Here is a 25,818-nt window from a genome sequence, read left to right as displayed (position 1 = left end):
CATTGTGGATATATTGAACAATACATTATTTCAATTGGCTGTCGTAATTGTTACTTTTTTAATTTTAACCCTTTTGAGTGGGTTCATATATAAAAAATTAAAAAATAAGTTCGGAAAGACTGTTAATATCACTGAATTACTTCCTGAAGATGAAGTTCATTCTTTAAGACAGGCTTTTTATTTAATTATGATGGCATTGTGTATTGTAAATATTTTTTATTCTCTCACAAGTTTTGAAATGAATTTAATTTATTTTGTAATATTTGATCTTGCACTTTCGCTGTATTTTGCAATCACGTTGGATATGAGTTCCACAAAAAATAAGATTTTATGGCTGTTATTGGTTCCATATGGAGCATTATTCTACTCCTTATTCAATGTTAATGTTTTAGCATTTATTTTAGATCTAATACATGTTTTAATCTTTATTTACTTTGCAAAATTAAATTTCGACAAATTTATGGAATATACTCGGTCAAATGCTTTGGGTTTATCCATAGTGCTGCTCTTTGTAATAATTTTCGTTAGTTTTTTTATAACTCAATATGCAGAAAATGTAAATGCATTGGATTCGCTTGTAATGGTTTCTAACGAATTTACAGGTAATGGATTTGCTGTTTTCGGTAATTCAATTCCGGGCAAACTCAACAGTCTATTGCTGGTTTGGGGAGGATATGTCATTTCAGGAGTAGGTGCTGCAACGCTAACTGCAGCTATTTTGACAAAGCATTTCAATAAAAGATTTGAGGAATTGGAAAGATTGATTGAAGGGGATGATGAATAATGGATAATTGGGTCTTGTTGTTAATTATTCAATTATTAATTGCAGTTGGAATTTTTGCCGTTTTAGTATATGTTAGCAAATTTATTGTAAATAAGATTAAATCATCTTCAAGTCTTAAAAATTCAAGATTTTATAATCTTTTGGAGTATTTCCCTATTGAAAAGATATATTCATTAAAACAAATCTTTTACCTAGTGATGGTATGTGTCTTTATCGTGATTGTTTTATATTTATTTTTCGGATGGGATGATGGTGTAATTTTCATCTCTGTTCTTGATATTCTAATTTCAATATATCTTGCTTTTAAAACGAGTACGGACTCTTTAAAAGGGAAAGTTATGTTGTTTTTATTAATTCCATTTGCATCTATTGCAAGATTGACATTTGGGGAGGGTATGATTGTTTTCTTGGATATTTTCCATATATTCGCATATCTATACTTTATTCAGGTTTACTACCGCAAATTTGTCAACTTCACTCAAAATTATGGTTTGGGAATAACTATATTGCTTTTATTTGCAATCGTATTGGTCAGTTTCTTATTTACTATTCTGGTTGAAGGAGTTTCTCCTTTGGATTCAATGGTAATGGTTTCAAATGCATTTACAAGTAACAGTTTTGATGCTTCAGGAAATTCAATTGTCGGAAAACTTGATTCATTGGTCTTGGCATGGGGTGGATTTCTTTTATCTGCTGTTGGTACTGCTACTTTAGCCGTTTCAATTATACGAAGCCGTGTTGACCACAAATTTGATGAAATGGAAGATTTAATCAAAGCTAAGAAAAATGAGGAATGATTATGGTTAATTGAAACTATTTTCTTTTTAAATATTTTTAAAAATCCTTTGCTAAATTTTATATAATTTTTTAAATAAATTCTATTTTATGAGAACTATAGAATGGGAAGATAACAAATTAAAATTAATAGACCAAACAAAATTACCTGATGAATTAACTTACGTTTATTGTGAAAATTACCAAGAAGTCATTGTGGCAATTAAGGACATGATTGTTCGTGGAGCTCCGGCTATTGGAGTTGCAGCAGCATTCGGTATGGCACTTGCCTATTTGGCAGATGAAGATTTGGAAAAAGCTGCAGACGAAATAAAAGCTGCAAGACCGACTGCAATTAACCTGTTTTGGGCAGTGGACAGGGTCTTGAATAGTGACAATCCGTTGGAAGAAGCATTAAAGATGTATCAGGAAGATATCGATACCAATATGGCCATCGGTAAATACGGATCTGAAGTAATTGATGATGGAGATACTGTTTTAACGCACTGTAATGCTGGTGCATTGGCATGTGTTGATTATGGAACTGCCCTTGGAGTCTTTAGAGCAGCCCGTGATGCGGGAAAAAACATTAATGTAATCTGTGATGAAACAAGGCCTAGAGGTCAGGGAGCCAGTTTAAGCGTTTGGGAAATGCAGCAGGAAAAAATTCCGGTTAAATTAATCCCCGATGTTGCTTCAGGTTTTTTAATGTCACAGGGCAAAATTGACAAGGTTGTCATCGGTGCTGACAGGATTGCCAAAGGTGGTGTTGTAAATAAAATAGGTTCATTCATGGTTGCAATGGCTGCTAAACAGCATGATGTTCCATTTTATGTGGCCGCTCCATTGTCTACTTTTGATTTTGATGCATCCATCTTTGATACTGTTATTGAAGAGCGTGATGGTGATGAAGTCAGATATTATGGTGGGGCCAGAATTTGTCCTGAAGGTACCGAAGTAATAAATCCTGCTTTTGACATTACTCCTAGTGAGTTTATTACAGGAATTATTACTGAAAAAGGTATAATTGATCCTATTTAGATGTAATTTTAGCATCAATGGCTACATGCCATTCTCCAGGGGATGTGGATTTAACTTTTCGAGTATTGATTATTTCCACATTTTTATTTTCTTTTGAAGCGGCTTCAACTAATCTTTTTTTTCCCTGTTCATATCCATCAGAGAATTCATAATAATTAATTGTTCCACCATCTTCAATTAAATGCATTGCAACATCAAGGAAATCATAGGCAAGACCTGGAAGGTTCATAATTATTCTATCGAATTTTGTTTTAAATGATTTTGAAACTTCACCCACATCTCCACATATTGCATCCACATTTTTAAGTTTGTTCAGTCTGATGTTTTCCTCAAAATATTTGATTGCATTTTCGTTAATGTCTACACCCGTGATATTAACATCATTGTTTCTAGCTATTACAATAGGAAAAGGTCCAATTCCACAGAACATGTCTAAAATATTTTCACCGTCAGAAACACTGTCACTTACACGTTTTCTTTCGGTTGCAAGTCTCGGTGAAAAGTAGACTTCCTTCACATTCAACTTTAATCTGGCGCCATGTTCCTTATGGATGGTTACCGGATCATCTTTACCTGCAATCAGTTCCAAATCCCTGATTCTTATTGTTCCGTGAACGGCACTTTTTTTCATGTAAATTGCTTTTCTTTTAGTAAAGTCAAGGGTTGCCTTTCCGATAATGTTTTTCTTAGACTCCAGATTATCCGGAATTTCTAATATAATGATGTCTCCGATTGTATCAAATGATGTCTTTAAATCCTCAATTTCTTCATCTGTAAGTTCGCCTTCAAGCAATTCTGAGAAATTGTGCGGATGGGTATTCAGCTCTTCTAATTCAATATCGACTATTTCGTATCCCTCAACATCATCTTTTACTGGAATATAACCATAATCGGCTTCAGCTTTAATTCTATAATCCATTCTCATTAATTTTTTTTTCATTAGTTCTATTCTAACATCATTAAGCTTTTTTAATGGAACCTTGACTGATTTCATAATAACTTTTTTATGTTTTATTTCATATATAGTATATCATGTTTTATTTAGTAGGTTTAGGATTATTTGATGAAAAGGACATTTCCCTTAAAGGTTTGGAATGTCTTAAAAATGTTGATAAGATTTATGCTGAATTTTTCACTTCCCGTTTATTCGGCTCAAGTTTTGATAAAATTGAAGAGCTGATAGGTAAAGAAATTGAGGTCTTGGTCCGAGGAGAAGTTGAAGAGGAACATAAATTCATCGATGAGGCTAAAGATGCCGATGTTGCTTTAATCACCGGCGGAGACCCGTTAATTGCAACTACACATAGTGACTTTTTAGTTCAATGCGCTAAAAAAGGAATTGAATATGAAGTTATTCACGGATCTTCAATTTTATCTTCAGCACCTGCCATTTCAGGACTTCAGGGCTATAAATTTGGTAAGGTAACCACCATCCCATTTCCGGATTATAATTTTTATCCTAAATCTCCCTATGTTGCAATTGAAGAAAATTTAAAATCAAACATGCATACTCTTGTTCTGCTTGATATTCAGGCTCATAAAGACCGTTACATGACTGTCAATCAGGGTTTGGAATACCTGATGAATATTAAGGATTCAATTGATTATGATGGATTGATAACCGAAGACACTCTGGCCATAGGCATTGCCCGTGTCGGTTCAAAGGACGTTGTTGTTAAAGCAGGTGAAATTTCTGATTTAATTGACTATGATTTTGGTGAGCCGCTTCACTGCATCGTTATCCCTGCTGACCTACATATCGTTGAAGCCGAATACCTTGTAGAGATTGCCGGTGCAGATTCAAAGATATTGGATGATGTTTAATTTAAAAACAAGGGGGGTTGCGAAAGTAGGTGTGTTGACCTACTTTCTACGTAGTTGAAATAATTTTTTGGAGATTATAATAAATTATCAACATTTATTTTGAAATGAAGTTTTCTTCACATCGTTTATTATTATGTTTTTATAGTATATAAATGTTTTTAAAAATTCGGTCCTAAACTGTATTATATTGGATTATCTTTTGGTTAAAATATTATTTCTTTGCATTGTCAACTGAATTCAGATTATTTATTAAATTAATGCTATTTAATATATTTTTTATAATTTAAAATTAGGAAACTTTTTAGTTTTTTAATTTGAATGATTATAATAATTATTTATTAAATTTAGTAATGGATTTCGTGATGTTTAATATTTAGGGGAGGGGGTGAAGTAGAAATTTATGATCTACTTCGTGTTTTTTGTGCAATGAACTAATTTGGAGATTATAAAATGGTTGACTGATGTTCATTGTAGACATGAATTTTTTTTCATATCGTATAATACTTATGTTTTATTAATATATAAATCTTTTCATATTTTTTTCGTCAATCTAAAATATATTAAACAAAAAAATAACTAGTTCATTTTGATAATGAGCATTCCTATATCGTCAGGCAATTCTTTATTGTTACAGAACTTGTTGATATCATCTTCAACGGATTTTATGATAGTGCTTAGTTCATTATCCTTATTTTGATTTAATATTTTCTGTAGATTTCTTTCTCCATAGAATCTATCATTTCCAGTGTTTGCATATGTAACTCCATCTGTATATAAGAATAATGTATCATTAGGTTTTAAATGAATTGTATGCTTTTTATAGTGCATATTTTCCATCCCTGCTAAAAGTAATCCAGGTTTTTCATTTAAAAATTCAAAATCGCCACCATTTTTTCTAATTAGTGGTTTTCTGTGACCTGCATTAACATAACTTAATTCTCCAGTTTTTGTATTAAGTTTTCCAAGCAAACAACCAACAAACAATTCTTTAACGTTATCTTTACAAAGTTCGTTATTAACTTCATATAATACATCGGATAAATCTGAATAATATGTAGCATAATCTCTAATTAATGTCATAGCTTTTATTAGGATTAATGTGGTTGACACCCCTTTTCCGCTAACGTCACCTATTACAAATCCGACATGTTCCTCATCGATTTTGAAATAATCATAAAAGTCCCCACCAACAGTATGTGTAGCTTTCATAAAGCCCCAAAGGCTTAAATTATTATTCTCGTTGAATTCTTCAAAATCTGTCGGAATCATTGCATTTTGGATTTCATGAGCTAATTTAAGTTCTGTTTCATATTTTTCTTTTTCTTTAGTTACATCCAGTAAATTTGCACGGTAATCTACAAATTCTTTTTCCATATTAAGCATGGATTCGGATAATGATCTTATTTCATTATTTACGGTAATGCAATTTAAATTATTAACTAAATTATCTAAATCAACATCATCCTCTATTTCTTCATACAGGTATGCGGATAATTGGTTTATTGGGTTTATAACTTCTTTTTCCAAAAAGTACATGTAAATAGTTAATGGTATTAGAATTGCTAAAAAGAAACTTGATAAAAGAATCAAATAATTTAAGAATTCAGAGGTCATTCCATGTTCATATATTCCAAGTTCTGTTAATGAGAATAACAGAAATGTAGGAATCATTATTAAAATAATGAATATTGGAATAAATGTCTTATAGAATATTGTAATTTTTTGAGTATTTTTTATTTTTAAACTATCTTTATCAAGAGGTTTAATTAAAAATATTGCATAGAATATTAAAATAAAAAACAAACAAAGATTATCTGGATTATTTAATGTGACTAGGGAAAGAATTATTGCAATTACTAAAAAGATATCATATAATCTATCCGGCATGAATCTTTTGATTTCTTTTGGTGTATATACTGCAATATTTAATCTTCCAAATAGTCCCATACCTAACAATAGCAGGATTAATCCTAATATAAAAATCATATAAAAAGTTTCAAGGCTTAAGTGGAAAGATTGATTAAATATCAGATGAGAGAATATGTATGTTTGCAAAATCATAAATAATACAATAATTATTATTTTAGCAAAGTTGTAAAAACTGTTCATATTAGGCAATTCAAAACCGCTCTTAGGCTTTATTAGGTACCATAATTTCCAAGGCATTATCCCCAAAACAACTATGGATGATAAACTTAGTATGATTAGTACTGCATTACTCATGTCTAAGACTAAAATCCAATATAGAACTTCAACTATGGCAAATCCTAATATAGCATAGGGACCTAATAATAAACTTAATAAAAGTAAAGCGGATAATTCTAAATGAATATAATTATTATCAAACCAGAGGTATCCAATTAAAATAAGTATTATATTCATTGCCATGGAGAATAATACGATAAATTTTGGTGATTTGAAAAGTTCTTTAGTAATCATTCTACCCACCCGTTATATTTTATGATTAACATTGTTGTATCGTCGAATTGTTCGAGGGTATTGGAAAATTTATCAATGTCTTTGGTAACTTCATTTAGTATATCGTTTAATTTTTTAGTTTTATTTTTATTGATTGTTTCTTTTAAACGATTTTTACCATAAAATTCGTTATAATTATCATTTGCTTCAGTAACCCCGTCAGTATATAAAAATATCATATCTCCGGCATTTAAATTAATTTCATGTTCGTTATATTGAATTCCTTCAATTCCACCAATGACCAGATTTGCACGGGTTTTTAAATATTCAAAATCATCGGAATCATGTTTAATCAATGGTTGATTGTGCCCAGCATTTACATAGGATAATTTTCCAGTTTTTAAGTTTAATTTTCCAAGCCAGATTGTTACAAATAATTCTTTGTCATTTCTTTCATAAGCTAAATTATTTACTTTTTCAATCACTTGTGATAAATCCTCATTGAATTTCGCATGATCCTTAATTAAATACATGGTTTTAACCATGAATAATGTTGAGGGAATTCCTTTACCACTAACATCGCCGATGACAAAATATAAATTGTCTTCATCGATTTTGAAATAATCATAAAAGTCTCCTCCAACTTCTTTTGCAGGTTTCATATAGCCATAGATTTCAAAGGATTCATTTTCTGATATTTCATCAAAATTTTTTGGCAGCATATTTGATTGAATATTGCTTGCCACATCAAATTCTGTTTCAAATTTTTCTTTTTCAGAAGTTGTTATTTGAAGCTGATTTAAATTGCTTCTAATTTTATCATATAATGTTACAAAAGAGTTAACTAACAATCCAATACTATCATCATTTGTTATGTATTTCTTTAATTTATGGACTGATTCAACTTTATTTTTAGTTTTAAAGTAATTATCTGCAGTATTTATCATATCATAAAGTGGATTAGTTATTGTTTTTTCAACGAATCGGATATAAATTAATGAAACCACCAATATAAATATACTTGTGAATGAAAGAATGATTAAAAACTGATATGATGGATCTATTTTAGGAACATATGATAAAATTAACATATTGAAATAGTTAAAGTTTAATACTATCGTCAAAGTTATAATAATTAGGAAAATCACTATCATTGCTTCAATAATTGAATAATTGTGCTTTTTTGGTTTAACCGTTACATCGAAAGTATTAAGATATAACAGTATTGAAGTAACTATCATAACAGCGTAGAAAAAAAACCGCACCGACTTAATATTCATAATAAATTCCTTAAACAGGAAATAACCTACACATATTAAAAGCAAGGCTAAAAGATAATTTTGATTAATATTAATTTTTGTAATCTTCTTTTTTGGGGTTTGTAAAGGTATCTTTAGGATATTAAAAGAACTAATCAGTAATAATCCAAATATTATGGTAAATGTGATAATATTTAACATGTAAGGCACATTAAAGTCTACATCTGAAATAGAATATGAATAATTTAAATTATGGAAAAGTCCAAAAGACAGGACTAAAAATGAAAAGTATACGATTGAAATTAGTATTGTAATAGATAAAAATTTAATAATATTATAAGTTGAATTAAATCTAGGAGTATCTATTTCTTTTTTATTGAATGTAGTATACCATAATCTATATGTCAATATTGAAATAAAAAATGTGATTGTAAAATCGATTAAAGGAGCAGGTAGACCTATTCCTTCAACTACTTCTCCGGCCAATGTTCCAAATGCAAAACCTAAAGCACCTGCTGGACCAAACATTAAACCAAATATTGGACCAAGAGCAATATCTGCATATATGTAATAGCCACCAATATGTTGAACTTCAAAAAGATAATTGAATAGCAATTCCACAACAAATGTGAAAATGAAAATAAACAATTTATTATTAAATAATTTTCTAACTCTAGTGGCAACCATTAATAATATTTTTAATAAATCATTATATATATAGATAGTTATATATTATTTCATAGAAAAAGTTACAAGATATTGAAGTTATGAAATTGGAAGGCGGATTTGGATGAATATTGAAAAGGAATATCTGAATTTAGAAGATGTTTATGAAATTCGAATTTTTAATGCTACTGTAATGGATTTTTATAATCCAACACCACAAGAATTTGACATTGAAGACGATCCAATTCAGGAATTCATAAAGAATATTTCTGATGAGATCCATATATTGATTCCACATGATGATGGAAAAGATTTCATTATCCAGAGTTTAAGTGGTTATATTCTTAAGACATACAATAGGCCACAAGAAGATGCAAAAGGAAGACTATTAAGTAAGATTTCACCATTATTTTTTGATATTTTACACGATTATTTATTTGAGGTTTATACAAACCACATTACAAAAAAAGTGAGATTTGTATATTATGATGAAAATGAATTCATGAAGAAAAGTACTGCAAAAATAGTATTTTACATGGAAAAAGTATTTATAATAGTCGAAAATGATGACAGAACAGCAAGTAAACCTGAAGGCATGGTCGATAAAACTTTGGATGAAACCCAAAATAGCATAATGGAAAATCTTTCCCAAACGGGAAGTTATTATATAATAGATGGAAAATATACTTGGTCTCAAGGAATATATAATATCATCAATCGTCATAGTGAAGAATCTGATGAGCACCACAATATTGTTTTAGATTTGGCGATTCCTGAGGATAAATATAAAGTTGATAAGATTTTGAATATTTCAGACAAAGAAACTTCACAATCCGATGAAGTTATTAGGATTGTAGATGAAAAAGGTATTTTAAAACTTATTGAAGTTACTGCTTATTCTTATTTTGATGATAACGGAGTCTTTATTCGTCAAGGTTGGATTAATGTCCTTACACAGAAACATAATGAAAGTAGTAAGCCTATCGATTTTTTATTGGATGGTTCTAAAAGCAGCATGAAGTTAGCTTGGTTAATCGAACCTTTGAATAAAAAACTATATAGTTTCTCCAAAGGGTTTTATAATTTGATTGAAAAGGATCCTGGGGAATATATTCATTCCCGTGAAATTTTAAATAATATTGCCGAGAAAGAAGTTGTTGAACTAATTAAAAAACTGGCTGATGGTGACATAACTAAGGTTGATGAAACACTGACATATAAGGTTGATGGAAACCCTCAGAATGTAAAGATTGTTAATATGTATATTGAAAGATTTGAATATAATAATAATGTGCATAGTCTTGGATTTTTAACTGACGTTACTGAAGAGATGCAGAAAAAAGAACAATTGATTGAATCTAATGAACGTCAGCTAGTATTAATTAAGGAATTGCACCACAGAGTAAAGAATAATCTGCAAATTATTAATAGTTTTTTAAATCTTGAAAAAAGGGCTTATAAAAATAACCCTAATTTAATTATTGACCATATGCAAACACGTTTAACATCCCTTGCATTGCTCCATGAAAAAACATACAATTCTACAGATTTTAAAAATATTAATTTAAATGAATGTCTAAGAGATCAAGATATTAACACAAAAAAACTAATTAATTCACCAATGGGAATTGAATTTAAAACAGATGTGGATGAGAATATAAACTTATCAATTGAAGTCATAACTCCATTACTCTTAATCATTGATGAATTAACAATGATTGCTATAAGAAATTCAATTCCTGATGAAACAACACTAAACAAAAAGATAACTAAAAAAGTTGTAAAATTAGATGATGATACTGCTGTTTTGACAATTGAAGAAAGCGGTATGATACTTAGTGATACAATCAATGCTAATGATAGCATTGGATGTGAAATAGTTAAAAGCTTAGCAAAGCAGTTAGATGCTACTCTCAGTTCAGTTAAAGAGAAAAATGAAATTACATATAAATTAGTTTTCCCTATTGAAATTGAACATACAATAAACTAATCAAAATCAAAATATTAAATTTATTTAAAAATAATGTTTAATATTTTTTAAGTTGGTAAAAATATGAATTTATTAAGCAGTGATAATAAATTGTTAAATTCCTTTTTTAAAGAATATATCTTCGGAGCCGTAATTGCTGTTGTATGCACTATTTTAGTTGTTCTTCTAAATGGAATAATTGTTGGTAACTTTTTTGGTGAAATTGGTCTTGCAGCATTTTGTTTGGCATTGCCTATCATTTATGCTAATTTGGCAATAGGTTACATATTCGCATACGGAGGGTCTATTGTTGCGTCCAATAATATGGCGGATAAAAAAAGAATAAATAACAATTTCACAGTAGTATGCATTGTCGCAGCAATTGTTGGAATAGTTTTAACTATTCTATTATTAATCTTTACATCAGATGTTGCGCAAATATTGGGAGCTTCTGGTGAATCACTTAATGCAACAGTATCATTGATGAAGGGATTGTTTTTAGTAATTTTACCATTGATGTTTCTATATATTTTTATAAATTATTCAAGAATCGATGGATATCCATTGTTAGGTCTTTATGCGGGGTTATTATTATTTTTATCAAATCTGATTTTAAATTTAGTATTTATAATGATATTTAAAACAGATATTTTTGGTGTGGGACTGGCAACTGCATTAAGTACCATTATTACTGTACTATTCTTACTGACTCATTTTCTTTCAAGAAGAAGCACATTTAAATTCCAAAAAAATTTAGAATTTAAAATGGAATTGTCTCAAATTATCAAATCAGGACTTCCAAATGCTTTAAATCAAATTTATAATATGCTTCGTACTATAATTACAAATAATGTAGGGTTGATGGTTGGTGGATTAATATTATTGGGTGCTCTTTCTATACAGTCAAATGTTTATTTATTGCTGTGCAGTGTAGGTGTTGGATTTGGGTCAACTACTCTGGCATTAGGAGGATTATTTTATGGTGAAAAAGATAAAACCCAATTGGAACAATTATTGGAGATATCAATTAAATCTTCATTAGTTATCATTTCCATAATTGCTTTATTTTTGTTTATTTTCGCTCCTTATTTTGTTTATATGTTTGGAAAAAATCCTGAGGTATTTGATGCTGCAGTAAGAGGTCTTAGAATATTTTCGTGGTCCCTGCCGTTTTCGGGATTATGTTTCATTTTATTAAACTTTTACAATGCAACACAGCAGTTAAAAATAGCAAATTATATAAGTTTTGCCCATAGTTTCTTATTTTTATCAGCATTTGCAATCATATTTTCATTTCTAATGGGAAGTGATGGAATTTGGATAAGCTTTGTATTGTGTGAAATTGTTACTTTGCTTAGTTTACCTTTCTTAATTAAATTAAAAACTAAAAAATTCCCTAAATCCTTAAGTGATTTTGTAATAATGGATGAGAATCTATTTCCTTGTGAGGATACCTATGTGGCATATGTCGAATCTGAAGAGGAGTTGCTTGATGTTGTTGAAAATATTAATCAAAATTTGAGTGACAGTGATTTGGATGATGATACCATATTAAAAATACAGTTAATTCTTGAGGAAATGGGTACATCTATCTTTAACCATGCATATAAATCTAAAAAAGATAAATATATAAATATTAGGATTCTTTATAAGAATACTGAAGAGATTATTATTTATTTCCAAGATAACGGTATTCCTTTTGATATTGAAAAAGATTTTCAGAATAGAAAAGAAAATTTTGAGATTAAAATTATCAAAAACTTTTCAAAGGATATAGAACATAATTATAATTATAATGTTAAACTAAATAATAATAAGATTGTTATCCCAAAAAATTAACAGGTGAATTTATGGATATAGAAAAACAAAAAGACGGAAAGAAATTATACATTAAATTAACGGGTAGATTAGATACAAAATCTGCTCCTAAACTCAAAGAATCACTTGAAAATAGTTTAGATGGTGTTGAAGAGTTAACTTTTGATTTATCTGAATTAATTTATGTTTCAAGTGCAGGACTTCGAATAATTCTATCTACTCAAAAAACAATGAACAAACAGGGATCTATGAAATTAACTAATGTTCAGGATATTGTGATGGAGGTATTTGAATCAACCGGATTTGTAGATATATTGACTATTGAATAGTTATGAGGTTGAATTATGGATTTGGATGATATCGATATTTCTGAATTGTCCTTTTCAGAACAATTTTATTTAAAATGTATTTCACGGGGAAATAATGTTCGTAAATCATTAGAGGTCATGACACAGAATCCTATGGAGTATAATACCTCTTTGTTAATGAAAATTATAAATGATAACAAAGATACTGAGTATGGTCAAAAATATGATTTTGCAAACATTAAAAGCATTGAAGACTATCAAAGTAAGGTTCCTATAACTGACTATGATAGTTATGAGAATTACATTTATAGAATGTCTGAAAATGGAGAAAAGAATTTATTAACCTCCTATGAAGTAATTCATTATGCAAAATCTTCCGGCACAATGGGAAGCTCTAAAAGGATTCCTATTACAGATCTTAATCAAGAAATCAATCTGAAATATAATTATTATTATCTATTTAATTTGTTTGCTGAAAAGGTTGGTTTGGACTGGATTAAATATCCATTTTTAAATTTAACTGAACTTTCTATATCCAAATTGCCTTCTGGAGATACTTATGGTTCTATTTCCGGTAAATTGATGGAAGGTTTCGGGGATAATATATCTGAGTTCACAACATCACCCACTGAAACTTTAATTCCTAAGGTTGGAACTAATATCCGTTATATTCATGTACGTTTCGCATTAATCAATCCGGATATTTCATTTACAGTAACTAGTTTTGTCAGTTTGTTTTTAGAATCTCTACGTTACATTAAACGTAATTGGAAACTATTAGTCAATGATATTGAAAAGGGCACGATTGATGAATCCATAAAAATGCCCCGTGAAGTTCGTGAAAGTTTGCTTGGAAAAATCGAACCGATGCCGGAAAGGGCAGAGGAACTTAGAAAAATATTTGAAGAAGGTTTTGACGAACCTATTGTTCCAAAAATTTGGCCAAAAATGTTGCTTCTTATAGGATGTGGATCCGGAGGATTTAAGAATTATCTTAAGAAAATTAAAGAGTTCACAGGTCCGGACTTTAATTTTGCATTAATCGGATTAACTGCCTCTGAAGGTATATTTTCACTTTTCACAGAATTAAACAATCTTGATGCTGTTCTCATACCTGACAGCATGTTTTATGAATTTTTACCCTTGGATGCTGGGGGTGACTTCGGTAAAACAGTAACTCTGGATAAATTAGAAGAAGGAAAAGAATATGAGGTTATCACAACTAATCTGTCCGGATTTTATCGTTACAGGATGAAAGATGTTGTTCGTTGTATCGGAAGATATAATAACACTCCAATGATTGAATTTTTATACAGGCTGGATCAATGTTTATGTCTGGCTGGTGAGAAAGTTAACGAAGAAAACCTAAGGGCGGCAGCATATAAAACCGAAAAAGATTTTGGATTCGATTTAATAGATTTTTCAGTTTATGCTGATTCTAACTCATCGCCTATGAAATACGTTTATTTGATGGAAGTTGAGGATTTGCCTGAAGGTGTAACAAAAGAAAGCATTCAGGAAAAATTGAATGAGAATTTCTGTGCAACAGATTCTGTTTTACGTAATAAGATTGAAAAAAGTATAATTGGAAAAACAGAACTTCATTTCTTGCAACCGGAAACTTATTTGTTCTATAAAGAATTAATGGTTGCTAAAGGAAATTCTCCTGCTCAGGTTAAACCTCCTAGAATCTTAACTGATGAACAGGATATAAGTTTCTTTAATGTTTTAATAGAGGATGAATTAAATCAGACTGGGGGATTAGATATGGAAGAGATTATTTTAAATTCCAATATCGATAATTTAGACACACTTTTATTAAAAATTGAAGAATTCACCGAGGATAAAGGGATTACAACAAAATCTCAATTACAATTGGAGTTAATAATTGAGGAACTCTTTGTAAATATTTGTAATTATGCATATGAAATAGATGGTGAAATAAAAATACAATATGGACTTCTAGAAGATCCTTTAAGGATAATTATCAATTTTATAGATGAAGGAGTAGAGTTTAATCCATTAAATATGGAGGCTCCTGATTTAACCCTTAAATCAGATCAAAGGGAAATTGGAGGATTGGGTTTAACGATAGTTCGAAAAAATGCAGATAATATGAGTTATAAATACGTAAATAATCATAATTGTCTAACTATTGAAAAGATATTTTAGTTCCTCCATTAATTCATTTGTTTGGTTAAAAGGATTTTTTCTTATATGTATAATTCTTCTAAAAATACTTTTAAATAATTAATATTGTTTTATCCAATGTTTTGATGTGGTGTAATCATGACGAGAATATTATTTACATGTCCTCGATGCGGATCTGTCTGCGGAGCTAATCAGCTATGGTGTGAAGGGTGCGGATTCCAGCTGGACATTGAAGGGTATGACAGCTGGGAAGAGGCTGAAAAAGCAGGCAAAGATGACGATTTTGATGATTTTGATGATGATTGGTAATTATTATTTGATGTAAATATTATAATCAAAAGGTTCTAATTAATCTTAATTTTACCGTTTGAAGTCATTATTCTAATCAAAGTGTGAAATTAAGCTCAAAAAATACTGTATAATTTATTTACTAGAAGCATACTAATAATTATGTATGAGAAAAAATAAAAGAGTTACCATTAATGTCAATAATGACTTGGATATGTATTTTCGTAAATTGGCCTCTTCTAAGTTGTTGTTTACTACGGGATGGTATTCAAAAGCTATTGAGGAAGCTATGATGTTGTGGATTGAAAATGAGGAGAAGTGAATATATCTCCTCAATAATTATTTTTTTTAAAGCATTTTTAGATAAACTATTTAAATTAAAACGAATCTAGATATAATTAAGTAGGTGTTTGGAAATGGAAAATGAAGAATTCAGAACAGTACGGGTGTATACTAAAAAATACACCAGTAAAGATAAAGACGGTAACTCTATTGAAAAGGAATCTAAACAAAAACAGGTCAGTCTTAAAAAAGAAGACCCTTTTGAAGATAATGATTTGGTAAAGGTTATTCCTAAAGAGGAATACGAAAAATTAATGTTCGGCAATTCCACAGTGGATGAGGATGTTTTAGCCGAAAAAGATGCCCAAATCGTTGAATTGCAGGAACAGCTGGATACTTTAAAGGGTTCATTTTTTGATGATGTCGGTTCCCTTAAAGACCAATTGTCAGATAAGGAAGAATTAATTAAGGCAAAAGACGAAATTTATGAGTTAAACAAAAAACTTGTCAGCGTTGATGAGGAAAGAGTTGCTATTTTTAAAGAGCTGGATTATAAAAACAAGATGATTCTTGCATATAATGTTGAGTTAAACAAATCTATTTTGAATGCCATTAATGTTGTCATTGATGAAGCCAGAGACAATATCAATAGAAGAAATGCTGAGTTGGTTTCAGGCCTTGAAAAGTCCATCTCAAAAGCCAAACAAGAGGTAAATGAGAAGAATAAAGCTATAGCATATGATATAAATAGTACTATTGATGATATGAATGAGCAGATTAGAAACACAAGCACCATTAAAATGATTCTTAACAAACACAAGATTAATTTAAGAGTACCTACTGATGATTTGCTTAAACCTTTCGACTTTGACTTTGATGTTGAGCAGTTGCTTTCAGGCCAGGCATTGGAGTTGGATGCAGGAGAAATATTAAAAGAGGTCATGCCTAAACTTCCAGAACCATTTTCCAAATATATTGACACTTTAGAAGAGGCTCCAGAAACTATTGATATCAACTCATCAAAAGATGATGATGAGGATACTAACCCGGATGAGGCTGAATAAATGCAAAATAGACTATTTCAATCAGGAAATATATGTTTTGAGTATTTGGATACCTGGGAAGTTGAAAAGGCAGATACTTTTTCAAACCCTGATTGTATAGCTACATTGTCAAAAGGAGAAAACAATCTTTTAAATGTTGTCGCATTTCCAACACAGACTGATTTGGATAACTACAAAGAATTCATGGAAAAATGCATAGCCGATGATGGTGGAGTAATCTTAAATTCTGAGTTTACACAAGTCGCTTCAATGGATGCAATTAAACTTCACGCAAACATCAAAACTCCTGATATTACTTTCGATATTCATACCTATGTATTCATAGAGGATGGAAACATCTATATTTTTGAACTGCGAACGGCAGATTTTTCATCTAAAACAATAAATGAATATGATGAGTTGATTTCTTCTTTTAAATTAGAATAACTGATTGTATTCCAAAATGAAATCCATATATTTTTTATCCAATATTTTTAATGTGGAAATGTTTTGAGGAGATGTTGTTGAACGCTCTTCAACCAGATTTCTTAAAGAGCCGTTGTCCATATGTGTTTGAATTTCACTGATAACGAATTCCAGGCATTCAACATTCTTTTTTTCCAGTTCTTCTGGTGAAATCTCATCATATATTTTATATATGTTTAAGTCATAGGCCTTGGTTGGTGTTTGGAGTACATTCAAATGACTATAATAATTGCTTGCGTCTGTTAAAAATCCGTCAATTCCCATATAGGTTAATATTGGCATGAATGAACTTTCTGCAAAGGTAAAGATTAACATGCTTGATGGGTGAGCATTTTTTCTTAAATTAACAACGATATCAACTAGTTCTCGGGGGTTGGTTAAAAGTTCATCACCATTTGCAATTATAAATATATTATAGCCCATTTCTTCAAGCTGCTTTAAGCATTCGATTCTTAAATCGAGGTATTTGGATCCCTGAATAACTGCGGCATCACATTCATCGACATTTTCTAAAGCAAGTTTAAGTGTTTCTTTTAAGTTAAATCTGGCTATTTCTTTATCTATATTATATGCAGAACCTTGTGATGGAGCAATTTTTAAATCACCTTTATAAAATAATCTTGGGGTCTTTTCACCATCTAATTTTCCGATTCTTCCTGGCCCATCATGGGATTTAATTTCGAATTTTTTTATCATTTAATTCTTCCTTTTTTCTATTGTTAATCTATTTTGTATATTATTGTTTATTAATTTTTAAAAATTTAGGGTATCCTAAAAAAATAATTAAGTGTAACCTTTTTGATTACACCTTTCAAAAATTTAGTAAGCTTTATATATGATTTTTAGAAAAATTATAATTAAGGATTCGAGGAAATATTCCTATGAAAATCCGAGGTGTGTTTTCAATGTCTATTATAAATCGTCTTAAATCCTTATTCAAAGAAGAAAAGGAAATGATAGAAAAAGACATCGAAGAAAAAATTTCTAAAGATGTCGCTGATGGATCTTCTGATTTGAATGATACTATAGTTTCTGGTACTAAAACATCAGTACCAATTTCTGATGTTCTTAAAAAAGATGAAAAAAGTACTGACTCTATAGAATTGAAATTCAAAAAAGAAGTAACCATTACAAAGGAAGAACGTGTTGAAGAAACTCTTCCTATAATAGAAGAAGATGAACCTTCTAATAATGAAGAAATCCCTGATGAAGCAGAAGAAGTTTCTGCAGAAGAATCTTTAGATGTTGAAGAAAGTACTTCTTCAGAAGAGGAAGATGTTAACACTGATGATGAAGTCGAGTCAGCTGAGAAAGTTGATGACGATGAAGAAGAAAAAGAAGATAAAAAGAGAGATAATATGACTTTATTGACTGATAAAGAATTATTAACAGACGCAAATCGTGACCCAGAATTTACTGCTGAGTTTATTGATGCTGGAATTGAAACTGTTAAACATTGTTTCCAATGTGGTACTTGTGGTGGAGGATGTCCTTCAGGAAGAAGAACTCCTTATAAAGTAAGACAAATTGTCAGAAAATGTTTACTCGGATTAAAAGAAGAAGTAATCACTGATGACGCATTATGGATGTGTACTACCTGTTACACTTGCCAAGAAAGATGTCCTAGAAGCGTAAAAATTGTGGAAATTATTAAAAAAGCACGTAATGTTGCTGCTCACGCTGGATACATGGCAAAACCACACAAAATGACTGGTGTATTTGTAATTAACACAGGTCACGCTGTACCAATTAACGATGCTGCAAAAGCATTAAGAACCAAAATTGGTCTTTCCGAAGTACCTGCAACCACTCACGCAGATGCTGGTGCATTAGAAGAAGTTAAAAAATTATGTAAAATTACCGCATTCGATGAATTAATCGGTTACGATGAAGCAACCGGCGGATTAAAAGAATAATTTAATTAGGAGAGTTTTAGTATGGAAATCGCATATTTCTTAGGTTGTATCATGCCTAACCGTTATCCTGGTATTGAAAAAGCAACCCGTATATTATTTGACGCATTAGATATTGAATTAAAAGATATGGATGGAGCTTCCTGTTGTCCTGCTCCTGGTGTATTCGGATCTTTTGATGAAGAAACCTGGGCTACCATTGCTGCACGTAACTTAACTCTTGCAGAAGATATGGGTGCTGACATCATGACCGAATGTAACGGATGTTTTGGTTCATTATTTGAAGCTAACCACATGTTAAAAGAAGACGAAGATAAAAGAGCTAAAATTAACGCAAACTTAGCTGAAATCGGAAAAGAATTCAAAGGAACTACAAACGTTAAACACTTAGCACAAATCTTAAGAGACGACGTAGGATACGAAAAAATTTCATCCCTCATCGAAAAACCTTTAGATTTAAACGTTGCAGTTCACTACGGATGCCACTTCTTAAAACCTACTGAAGAAATCGGTATCGAAGATCAAGCTGAAAACCCATCTATCTTAGATGACCTCGTAGAACTCACCGGTGCTAAATCCATTGACTACAAAGACAAAATGATGTGCTGTGGTGCAGGTGGAGGTTTAAGAGCTAGAGATTTAGATGTTACTGCAAGTTACACTAAAGAAAAACTCGACCACATGTCTGAAGCTGGTGTAGACGCTATTGTTGACGTATGTCCTTTCTGTCACATGCAATTTGACCAAGGACAAACTGAAGTTAATGAAAAATACGGAACTGACTTCGCAATTCCTGTATTCCACTTAGCTCAATTATACGGATTAGCTATGGGATTATCTGCTGAAGAATTAACTTTAGACGCACAAAAAATTGATGCTGCCCCTGCTTTAGCTAAAGCTTTAGGTGAAAACGCTAAATAAGTTTAAGGATTAATTTCCTTATTCTTTTTTTTATTTTTAGGCATTGAAAACACATTTCGGATTTTATTGTTACTCGACTGTAACAATTTTTTTTTAAAAATTATTTTTGTTTGATTGAATACGAATAATTTTTAATTAATTTTATATATTATAAATTTAAAAAATTTAAATGTTATATAGATAAAGAGGTAATGAATATGTTTGTAGCAACCTTAGATGGTATATTTAAATATGAAGACCTTCCAGATGAATATGAACCTTATGTTCAATTCAAAGCGACTATTGATAAAAGAGAACTCAAAGCAGATGATGAAATAGCTATTTTAAATATTGCTGGAACCTCAACTCATCATGTTTTATTCTTGGATTCATATAAAAATACTAGAGAAATCGAAAAAGAATTGAAAGAAGCTGATGCTAAAATCAACCATACTACTTTAAAAATTATAGGTGGACACTTATGAGTTTACCTGCTGAACAGAATTGGTTAGTTCTTTTCAATCTAATCTCAGATTTAACTAAAAAAGGATATGATATTCCTAATGGAATTAACCCTGAGATGGGACTAATTAGATCATCTATCAGTTCATATAAAAGAGATCCTTCCCATCCAGATTTAATTAATGGTTTGGCAAAAGCAGAAATGTCTTTAAGTAATGTTCAAGGAACAATGTTAACAATTGCGGAACAAGAAGGAGAAGAATACGTCGATTTTTGGCTTGATTTATTTAAAAAAGCTATGATGGGTGAAGAAATCTTTGAATTTCCAGATTCCCGTTCCAAATTTTTAGTTAATGCTCCTCCGGGATTGACTACCGGAAGGATAAATTTAAAAGTTCCTTTGGCAGAAGAAAGAGTTCAGGAAATCGCTGAATGGTGTGGACTTATCATAGAATTTGATGATGATGTTACTGTATCATTGCACGGTGATAAACCGGATTTACAAAATGGTTTAAAAGAAATGGGTTCTTTCTTTTTAGAAGAATAAATTGAGGAGGGATAAAATGAAAATTTTAGCTATTAGTGATATTCATGGCGAAGAAAATGAAAATTTATATAAATATTTAGATAATAATGATATTGATTTAGTTATAATACTTGGTGATATTACTAATTTCGGGCCTTTGGAATTCGTTGGAGAATTCATAGGTAAAATATTTGATTATGACTGCGATGTAATTGCAATTCCGGGTAACTGTGACCCTACAGGAATTTGCAAAGCAATCGGTGAATCCGGTGCATTCTGTTTACACAATGAAATTATCGGTTATGGTGATGCTATTTTATTCGGATATGGTGGATCCAATCCAACCCCATTTGATACTCCTGGAGAAATTGATGACCTTAAAATCTACGGGGATGTCTTTGAATTAATGGCTAATTATGATTACGTTTACAATAAGGATGTTCCTAAAGTTAGGATTCTTGTAACTCATGCGCCACCATTCAATACCGATGCTGACTTAACCTCAGGCGGAGACCATGTGGGCAGTTCAGGAATTTTAAAATCAATACATGAATTTGAACCTGAAATAAACATTTGCGGCCACATTCATGAAGCAAAATCCATCAGTAAAATTGGTATAACTACTGACGTTGCAAATCCTGGTATGTTGAAGGATAACGGTGCAGTTTTAATCGACATTACTGACGGTTCAACTTATGATATTAGTATTATTCAATTAGATGAATAATATTCCTTTTTTCTCTTTTTTTGTAAAAATTAAATAACAAATTTTATTTATTATTATTTTAAAATATTTTTTTAGCGAATAATTTTTTGTGATATTATGATTTGGGTTGTTGGAAATGTAGATGGCAATGCTTATAAAGAACCCTTTTCAAAAGGGGTTTTGGCTCGTTCACTAAGAGTTTCAAATTTAGGTTTGGATGAAGCACATGAAATTGCAAATGAAATCGAAGAAAAACTTATTGATGATGATATCACTGAAATAACTGTCAATGATTTGGCTAATTATATTTCAAGATATTTAAACAAAATTGACCCGAGTATTTCCAGCAAATATATTAGGTGGAGAAGTGTTAGAAAATCAGATGAACCCTTAATCATATTGATTGGCGGTGCTTCAGGTGTCGGAACATCTTCCATGGCTTTTGAACTTGCAAACCGTTTAGGTTTAAAGAACATTATCGGTACGGACATGATTCGTGAGGTAATGCGTAAAATCGTTTCCAAAGAGTTAAATCCGGTTATTCATAAATCAAGTTTCGATGCATATGAAAGCATAAGAACTCCTGCAATTCGTGTAGATGCAGTAATTGAAGGTTTTATCAGTCATGTTGATGTTGTTAATGTTGGTGTTGAAGCTATTATTGAAAGGTCTATAAAGGAAGGAATCAGTACTATTATAGAAGGAGTTCATATAGTTCCGGGTTTTATTCGTGAAGATTTGCTCGAAAAAGGAAATGTTATAATGTTTACACTGACGGTTGATGATGAAGAAACCCATAAACAAAGATTTTACACCCGTTGTAGACAGCCTTGGGTAAAAAGGTCTCTTGAACATTATATGGAGAATTTTGGAACTATCAGAAAAACACAAAATTTCTTAGTAGACCAGGCGAATATACATAATGTTCATGTTATAAATAATGCAGATTTTAGAAATACGATAGATTTAATGGTTAATGATATTATTGAAAAGTTTGGAGGTGAGAATGATGATAACCAAAAAGGTGTCCGAAATAATGACTAGTGATGTTATTACAACCACTCCGGAAATTGATGTTGTATATGCATTTGAAAAATTAATGGAGTTTAAAATCAGTTCTCTTCCAGTTGTAGATGGGGATAAGTTAATCGGTATTATTACTGCAACTGATGTTGGTCATAATTTAATATTGGATAAATATGAATTAGGAACAAAAGTTGAAGAAATTATGATTAAAGACGTTGTTACAATATCTCCTGATGACACAATAGAAACTGCTATTAAAGTCATGAAAGATTCTAATCCTGGTTCTGGAATCTTAAATCAGTTACCTATTGTTGAAGATGGAAAATTGGTAGGTATTGTTTCTGACGGAGATATTATTCAAGAGGTATTTTAAACTACCTCTATCAATTTATTTTTTTTAAATTTAAAGTATTATTTTTGAGTTACTGTAATAATTATTTTTTTCCAGTAATGGATTTGATGCTATTTTTTCATTTTAATCCAATGTTTTCATTCTTTAGTTTTCATTAAATTTTTAAATTTTTTCTATCTTTGTTTCATCGAATTCATTTTTTTTAATTTTTCAATATAGTTCATGCTTCAATTTATATTTTTAAGGAGTTTAACTTAGTTACTCGAATAATTTTTTTTCTTGAAATTGTTAACATTTATATAATATTAATGATATAAAATAATAGTGGCTAGACTGGAGGGTTAGGGGTCCTCTGTAAGCACACACCCCCTTTGGTGCAGTCGAAGTTCAAGAGGCGGCTTTTTAAGGAAGTGTAAGCCTGGAAAAACAACATAGAAACTTCGTCCTACAGGATTAATGGTGATGGAGTCTTTACTGGAGGGTAAAGAAGAACTATCTTTAATATAGGAACGTGTCAGGCCCGGAAGGGAGCAGCTCTACTATTAACAATTGATGCTTGTAGTATCCCGGGGTGGAGTTGGGTTTTCAGATCACTTATATTTTTGAGATTAGTCCACTTTTGAACATGCCATTTATATAAAATGAATAACTTTATAAATAACTTTTAACAATATAATGATATATCTTGTTTTCTTTATGTCGGGATGGCCCAGCCTGGTACGGCGTCGGACTGCTAATCCGATGGTCATATGACCACCCGGGTTCAAATCCCGGTCCCGGCGTTTAATTTTTATCTATTTTTTGTTCATGTTCATACTCCAGTCCTAAAGGACATGCGTGTATAGAAACAGATTTAATTTCTGGAATTTTATTCATTATGTTTTCTTCGGTGATATGGACAATTTTGTGAGCTTCATCAACTGTAGTATTGCCATCAACTTTTATATGTAAACTTACAATGTAATATGGGCCATAATTATCAATTTTGATGTTATGTGCAACATATGCATCGGGGGTTCTGTCAACAACTCTTTTAATTTTTCTGACTAAATCTTTGTCCGGAACTTTTCCCATGATGTTGTCGATATTTTCCTTTCCGATTGAATATGCTGTTTTTAATATCAAAAGACCTATTGCCAATCCTACAATAGGGTCTAGAATTGGAAATCCCATATTTGATACAACAATACCTATCAAAATAGCTATTGATGAATAAACATCAGTCCTTTGGTGTTGTCCATCCGCTACAATTACTGGGCTTTTAATTTCTTTACCTGTTTTTATGAGGTATGAGCTTATTGAAAGGTTTATAATTATCCCAAAAACTGCCATAATTGCAGCATAAATTGTTGGTGTCTGTATTAGGCTTGGATTGAGGAGATGATCTATTGCCGTATCAATAATTTCATAACCTACTATGGCTAAAAATAATACAATGACAAGTCCGCTTATTGCTTCAGCACGACCATGTCCTCTTGGATGTTCATCATCAGCAGGCTTTTGGCCTATTTTAAATCCAACATATGCAATAACGGAAGTCATCACATCAGAAAATGTATGAATTCCTTCTGCAATTAATGCATAACTTCCGCACAAGAATCCAACTATAATGTTGAACACTGTTAAAAAGCAATTTGAAAATATTGCAACGCTAGTTGCTTTTGTACCTTTTTGTTTCCTATCCATTTATAGTTTCTCCTCTAAAATATCCATCGCTTTTTTGATATTTTCATAAGAGTTTGCATAAGACATTCTGACATGTCCTTTACCGTTTGATCCGAATGCTTCGCCCGGAACGGTTATGACACCAGCTTCAGCTGCTTTTGGAACGAATTCTTCATCTTCAATTTTTGGAAATACGTAAAATGCACCTTCGGCATTAACTGTTTCGTAACCCATCTCATTTAATCTTTTTACAATTAAATCTCTTCTTCTTTTAAATTCTGCAATCATCTTATTTGCTTCTTCCTGTGGGCCTCTCAATGCTTCAAGTGCGCCTCTTTGGGATGTGTTTGTGCTGCATGCAACATTGTTCTGGTGTATTTTAAAGAGTTCTTCGCAAATTTCATCATTTGCTGTGAGATAACCTATTCTCAAACCGGTCATTGCATAGGTTTTTGAAAATCCGTTTAGCGTAACGACATTATCACTCCATTTACCTGGAGAGTAGTGTTTTTTATCATAAATAATTTTTTCATAAATCTCATCAGAAATAATGAGGAAATTTTTATCCATTGACAAATCGGCAATTGCTTTAATGTCTTCTTTTTCCATAACTGCGCCGGTTGGATTTGATGGGGAATTCAATATGATGGCTTTTGTATTTTCATTGATTTTTTCTTCCACATCCTCAGCCTTCAGTTTGAATTCGTTTTCCATTTTGCAGTCAACGGGAGTAATTGTTCCTCCGGCCAATTTAATACATGCTTCATATAAAAGAAAACTTGGATTCGGCAACAGCACTTCATCGCCTTTTTCCACAAATGCCTGTGTACTTGCATAAAGCCCTTCACTGGCACCTATTGTTACTATAATATTTTCAGGGTCTGTTTCAATCCCATTATCGATTTTGAATTTTTTAGCAATTTCTTCTCTCAATTCTAAAATACCCTTATTTGGTGTGTAGTGGGTATCATCTTCTTTTATTGATTCTATCATTGCGTTTTTTATGTTTTCCGGGACATTGAAATCAGGTTCTCCGATTCCTAAGTTTATTGCATCGGGATTTGTCACTTCAAACATTTTTCTAATCAAGGACAGTTCAATTTCTTCAGTTCTTTTTGCAGGTTTAATCATATTAATTCCTCTATATAATATTATAT

At 31.0% G+C, this 25,818-nt stretch carries 24 protein-coding genes, 1 tRNA gene and 1 other RNA gene; 20 read left to right on the top strand and 6 right to left on the bottom strand.

The window, feature by feature from the left end; translation table 11 throughout:
* Positions 1 to 4: 4 nt before the first annotated feature.
* The 3 genes from ACKI44_RS04770 to mtnA all read left to right on the top strand — a co-directional run bounded on the left by ACKI44_RS04770 (position 5) and on the right by mtnA (position 2,599).
* On the top strand, positions 5 to 784 hold the full coding sequence (locus ACKI44_RS04770; RefSeq protein ID WP_407422058.1) for a hypothetical protein: 780 nt from the start codon (positions 5 to 7) through the stop codon (positions 782 to 784).
* The gene (locus ACKI44_RS04765; protein WP_407422056.1) at positions 784 to 1,581 is read left to right on the top strand and encodes a hypothetical protein; all 798 of its coding nucleotides are present in this window, start codon (positions 784 to 786) and stop codon (positions 1,579 to 1,581) included. The genes ACKI44_RS04770 and ACKI44_RS04765 overlap by 1 nt, the downstream gene beginning before the upstream one ends.
* 88 nt (positions 1,582 to 1,669) lie before the next feature.
* Complete coding sequence (mtnA, locus tag ACKI44_RS04760; RefSeq protein ID WP_407422054.1) at positions 1,670 to 2,599, top strand: S-methyl-5-thioribose-1-phosphate isomerase; 930 nt, start codon at positions 1,670 to 1,672, stop codon at positions 2,597 to 2,599.
* Here mtnA and ACKI44_RS04755 read toward each other — a convergent pair.
* Entirely contained in the window at positions 2,592 to 3,593 is a 1,002-nt protein-coding gene (locus tag ACKI44_RS04755; protein WP_407422052.1) for a class I SAM-dependent methyltransferase, read from the bottom strand. The two genes, mtnA and ACKI44_RS04755, sit on opposite strands and share 8 nt — an antisense overlap.
* A gap of 38 nt (positions 3,594 to 3,631) precedes the next feature.
* On the opposite strand from ACKI44_RS04755, the gene dph5 reads away from it, so the two are divergent.
* Positions 3,632 to 4,423, top strand: coding sequence for a diphthine synthase (gene dph5, locus ACKI44_RS04750; RefSeq protein WP_407422050.1), 792 nt, complete (start codon positions 3,632 to 3,634; stop codon positions 4,421 to 4,423).
* Between the two features lie 576 nt (positions 4,424 to 4,999).
* Here dph5 and ACKI44_RS04745 read toward each other — a convergent pair.
* Together ACKI44_RS04745 and ACKI44_RS04740 are read right to left on the bottom strand one after the other, a co-directional pair.
* The gene (locus tag ACKI44_RS04745; RefSeq protein WP_407422048.1) at positions 5,000 to 6,862 is read right to left on the bottom strand and encodes a PP2C family protein-serine/threonine phosphatase; all 1,863 of its coding nucleotides are present in this window, start codon (positions 6,860 to 6,862) and stop codon (positions 5,000 to 5,002) included.
* The gene (locus ACKI44_RS04740; RefSeq protein ID WP_407422046.1) at positions 6,859 to 8,787 is read right to left on the bottom strand and encodes a PP2C family protein-serine/threonine phosphatase; all 1,929 of its coding nucleotides are present in this window, start codon (positions 8,785 to 8,787) and stop codon (positions 6,859 to 6,861) included. The genes ACKI44_RS04745 and ACKI44_RS04740 overlap by 4 nt, the downstream gene beginning before the upstream one ends.
* 103 nt (positions 8,788 to 8,890) lie before the next feature.
* Between ACKI44_RS04740 and ACKI44_RS04735 the strand changes: the two genes are divergently transcribed.
* The 7 genes from ACKI44_RS04735 to ACKI44_RS04705 all read left to right on the top strand — a co-directional run bounded on the left by ACKI44_RS04735 (position 8,891) and on the right by ACKI44_RS04705 (position 17,072).
* Positions 8,891 to 10,756: a histidine kinase dimerization/phosphoacceptor domain -containing protein gene (locus tag ACKI44_RS04735; protein ID WP_407422044.1), complete on the top strand. Its 1,866-nt coding sequence runs from the start codon at positions 8,891 to 8,893 to the stop codon at positions 10,754 to 10,756.
* Between the two features lie 63 nt (positions 10,757 to 10,819).
* Complete coding sequence (locus ACKI44_RS04730) at positions 10,820 to 12,574, top strand: MATE family efflux transporter (protein WP_407422042.1); 1,755 nt, start codon at positions 10,820 to 10,822, stop codon at positions 12,572 to 12,574.
* An 11-nt stretch (positions 12,575 to 12,585) separates the two neighbouring features.
* Positions 12,586 to 12,882, top strand: coding sequence for an STAS domain-containing protein (locus ACKI44_RS04725; RefSeq protein ID WP_407422040.1), 297 nt, complete (start codon positions 12,586 to 12,588; stop codon positions 12,880 to 12,882).
* Between the two features lie 15 nt (positions 12,883 to 12,897).
* Positions 12,898 to 15,033, top strand: a complete 2,136-nt coding sequence (locus ACKI44_RS04720) for a GH3 auxin-responsive promoter family protein (protein WP_407422038.1) — start codon at positions 12,898 to 12,900, stop codon at positions 15,031 to 15,033.
* Positions 15,034 to 15,150: 117 nt separating this feature from the next.
* On the top strand, positions 15,151 to 15,321 hold the full coding sequence (locus ACKI44_RS04715) for a hypothetical protein (RefSeq protein ID WP_407422036.1): 171 nt from the start codon (positions 15,151 to 15,153) through the stop codon (positions 15,319 to 15,321).
* Between the two features lie 395 nt (positions 15,322 to 15,716).
* Entirely contained in the window at positions 15,717 to 16,646 is a 930-nt protein-coding gene (locus ACKI44_RS04710; RefSeq protein WP_407422034.1) for a hypothetical protein, read from the top strand.
* Positions 16,647 to 17,072, top strand: coding sequence for a hypothetical protein (locus tag ACKI44_RS04705; protein ID WP_407422032.1), 426 nt, complete (start codon positions 16,647 to 16,649; stop codon positions 17,070 to 17,072).
* Here ACKI44_RS04705 and ACKI44_RS04700 read toward each other — a convergent pair.
* Positions 17,064 to 17,807 (bottom strand): archaeosine tRNA-ribosyltransferase, encoded by a 744-nt coding sequence (locus ACKI44_RS04700; protein ID WP_407422030.1) that lies wholly within the window; start codon positions 17,805 to 17,807, stop codon positions 17,064 to 17,066. The two genes, ACKI44_RS04705 and ACKI44_RS04700, sit on opposite strands and share 9 nt — an antisense overlap.
* A gap of 209 nt (positions 17,808 to 18,016) precedes the next feature.
* Here ACKI44_RS04700 and hdrC point away from each other — a divergent pair, with 209 nt between their 5' ends.
* The 9 genes from hdrC to ACKI44_RS04655 all read left to right on the top strand — a co-directional run bounded on the left by hdrC (position 18,017) and on the right by ACKI44_RS04655 (position 23,778).
* Entirely contained in the window at positions 18,017 to 19,027 is a 1,011-nt protein-coding gene (gene hdrC / locus ACKI44_RS04695) for a CoB--CoM heterodisulfide reductase subunit C (RefSeq protein WP_407422028.1), read from the top strand.
* Between the two features lie 21 nt (positions 19,028 to 19,048).
* A complete protein-coding gene (gene hdrB / locus ACKI44_RS04690; RefSeq protein WP_407422026.1) occupies positions 19,049 to 19,945 on the top strand; it encodes a CoB--CoM heterodisulfide reductase subunit B in 897 nt (298 codons plus the stop codon).
* A gap of 197 nt (positions 19,946 to 20,142) precedes the next feature.
* Entirely contained in the window at positions 20,143 to 20,409 is a 267-nt protein-coding gene (locus tag ACKI44_RS04685; protein ID WP_303736746.1) for a DUF749 domain-containing protein, read from the top strand.
* Positions 20,406 to 20,933 carry a DUF2096 domain-containing protein gene (locus tag ACKI44_RS04680; RefSeq protein WP_407422024.1) on the top strand — a complete coding sequence of 176 codons (528 nt, stop codon included), beginning with the start codon at positions 20,406 to 20,408 and terminating at the stop codon, positions 20,931 to 20,933. Before ACKI44_RS04685 ends, ACKI44_RS04680 begins: the two co-directional genes overlap by 4 nt.
* 16 nt (positions 20,934 to 20,949) lie before the next feature.
* Positions 20,950 to 21,639, top strand: coding sequence for a metallophosphoesterase (locus ACKI44_RS04675; protein WP_407422022.1), 690 nt, complete (start codon positions 20,950 to 20,952; stop codon positions 21,637 to 21,639).
* A gap of 96 nt (positions 21,640 to 21,735) precedes the next feature.
* Positions 21,736 to 22,662 carry a 2-phosphoglycerate kinase gene (locus ACKI44_RS04670; RefSeq protein WP_407422020.1) on the top strand — a complete coding sequence of 309 codons (927 nt, stop codon included), beginning with the start codon at positions 21,736 to 21,738 and terminating at the stop codon, positions 22,660 to 22,662.
* A complete protein-coding gene (locus tag ACKI44_RS04665; protein ID WP_407422018.1) occupies positions 22,625 to 23,017 on the top strand; it encodes a CBS domain-containing protein in 393 nt (130 codons plus the stop codon). The genes ACKI44_RS04670 and ACKI44_RS04665 overlap by 38 nt, the downstream gene beginning before the upstream one ends.
* Before the next feature lie 300 nt (positions 23,018 to 23,317).
* An RNA gene (gene ffs, locus ACKI44_RS04660) (signal recognition particle sRNA) lies at positions 23,318 to 23,631 on the top strand.
* 63 nt (positions 23,632 to 23,694) lie between these two features.
* Positions 23,695 to 23,778: transfer RNA gene (locus ACKI44_RS04655), tRNA-Ser, on the top strand.
* 1 nt (position 23,779) lies between these two features.
* On the opposite strand, the gene ACKI44_RS04650 is transcribed toward ACKI44_RS04655, so the two are convergent.
* Entirely contained in the window at positions 23,780 to 24,682 is a 903-nt protein-coding gene (locus ACKI44_RS04650; RefSeq protein ID WP_407422016.1) for a cation diffusion facilitator family transporter, read from the bottom strand.
* The gene (locus ACKI44_RS04645; protein ID WP_407422014.1) at positions 24,683 to 25,792 is read right to left on the bottom strand and encodes a pyridoxal phosphate-dependent aminotransferase; all 1,110 of its coding nucleotides are present in this window, start codon (positions 25,790 to 25,792) and stop codon (positions 24,683 to 24,685) included. It lies immediately after the preceding gene.
* Positions 25,793 to 25,818 lie beyond the last annotated feature (26 nt).

This window comes from Methanobrevibacter sp. (genome assembly GCF_045646205.1).
Classification (GTDB): Archaea; Methanobacteriota; Methanobacteria; order Methanobacteriales; family Methanobacteriaceae; genus Methanocatella.
Note: the sequence above shows the minus strand (reverse complement) of the source record. Positions and strands in the feature narration are given on the sequence as shown.

Excerpts from the sequence above, each read along its gene's own strand:
- ACKI44_RS04765 (WP_407422056.1), top strand. The coding sequence starts at position 784 with ATGGATAATTGGGTCTTGTTGTTAATTATTCAATTATTAATTGCAGTT.
- mtnA (WP_407422054.1), top strand. The coding sequence starts at position 1,670 with ATGAGAACTATAGAATGGGAAGATAACAAATTAAAATTAATAGACCAA.
- ACKI44_RS04755 (WP_407422052.1), bottom strand. The coding sequence starts at position 3,593 with ATGAAATCAGTCAAGGTTCCATTAAAAAAGCTTAATGATGTTAGAATA.
- dph5 (WP_407422050.1), top strand. The coding sequence starts at position 3,632 with ATGTTTTATTTAGTAGGTTTAGGATTATTTGATGAAAAGGACATTTCC.
- ACKI44_RS04745 (WP_407422048.1), bottom strand. The coding sequence starts at position 6,862 with ATGATTACTAAAGAACTTTTCAAATCACCAAAATTTATCGTATTATTC.
- ACKI44_RS04740 (WP_407422046.1), bottom strand. The coding sequence starts at position 8,787 with ATGGTTGCCACTAGAGTTAGAAAATTATTTAATAATAAATTGTTTATT.
- ACKI44_RS04735 (WP_407422044.1), top strand. The coding sequence starts at position 8,891 with ATGAATATTGAAAAGGAATATCTGAATTTAGAAGATGTTTATGAAATT.
- ACKI44_RS04730 (WP_407422042.1), top strand. The coding sequence starts at position 10,820 with ATGAATTTATTAAGCAGTGATAATAAATTGTTAAATTCCTTTTTTAAA.
- ACKI44_RS04725 (WP_407422040.1), top strand. The coding sequence starts at position 12,586 with ATGGATATAGAAAAACAAAAAGACGGAAAGAAATTATACATTAAATTA.
- ACKI44_RS04720 (WP_407422038.1), top strand. The coding sequence starts at position 12,898 with ATGGATTTGGATGATATCGATATTTCTGAATTGTCCTTTTCAGAACAA.
- ACKI44_RS04715 (WP_407422036.1), top strand. The coding sequence starts at position 15,151 with ATGACGAGAATATTATTTACATGTCCTCGATGCGGATCTGTCTGCGGA.
- ACKI44_RS04710 (WP_407422034.1), top strand. The coding sequence starts at position 15,717 with ATGGAAAATGAAGAATTCAGAACAGTACGGGTGTATACTAAAAAATAC.
- ACKI44_RS04705 (WP_407422032.1), top strand. The coding sequence starts at position 16,647 with ATGCAAAATAGACTATTTCAATCAGGAAATATATGTTTTGAGTATTTG.
- ACKI44_RS04700 (WP_407422030.1), bottom strand. The coding sequence starts at position 17,807 with ATGATAAAAAAATTCGAAATTAAATCCCATGATGGGCCAGGAAGAATC.
- hdrC (WP_407422028.1), top strand. The coding sequence starts at position 18,017 with ATGTCTATTATAAATCGTCTTAAATCCTTATTCAAAGAAGAAAAGGAA.
- hdrB (WP_407422026.1), top strand. The coding sequence starts at position 19,049 with ATGGAAATCGCATATTTCTTAGGTTGTATCATGCCTAACCGTTATCCT.
- ACKI44_RS04685 (WP_303736746.1), top strand. The coding sequence starts at position 20,143 with ATGTTTGTAGCAACCTTAGATGGTATATTTAAATATGAAGACCTTCCA.
- ACKI44_RS04680 (WP_407422024.1), top strand. The coding sequence starts at position 20,406 with ATGAGTTTACCTGCTGAACAGAATTGGTTAGTTCTTTTCAATCTAATC.
- ACKI44_RS04675 (WP_407422022.1), top strand. The coding sequence starts at position 20,950 with ATGAAAATTTTAGCTATTAGTGATATTCATGGCGAAGAAAATGAAAAT.
- ACKI44_RS04670 (WP_407422020.1), top strand. The coding sequence starts at position 21,736 with ATGATTTGGGTTGTTGGAAATGTAGATGGCAATGCTTATAAAGAACCC.
- ACKI44_RS04665 (WP_407422018.1), top strand. The coding sequence starts at position 22,625 with ATGATGATAACCAAAAAGGTGTCCGAAATAATGACTAGTGATGTTATT.
- ACKI44_RS04650 (WP_407422016.1), bottom strand. The coding sequence starts at position 24,682 with ATGGATAGGAAACAAAAAGGTACAAAAGCAACTAGCGTTGCAATATTT.
- ACKI44_RS04645 (WP_407422014.1), bottom strand. The coding sequence starts at position 25,792 with ATGATTAAACCTGCAAAAAGAACTGAAGAAATTGAACTGTCCTTGATT.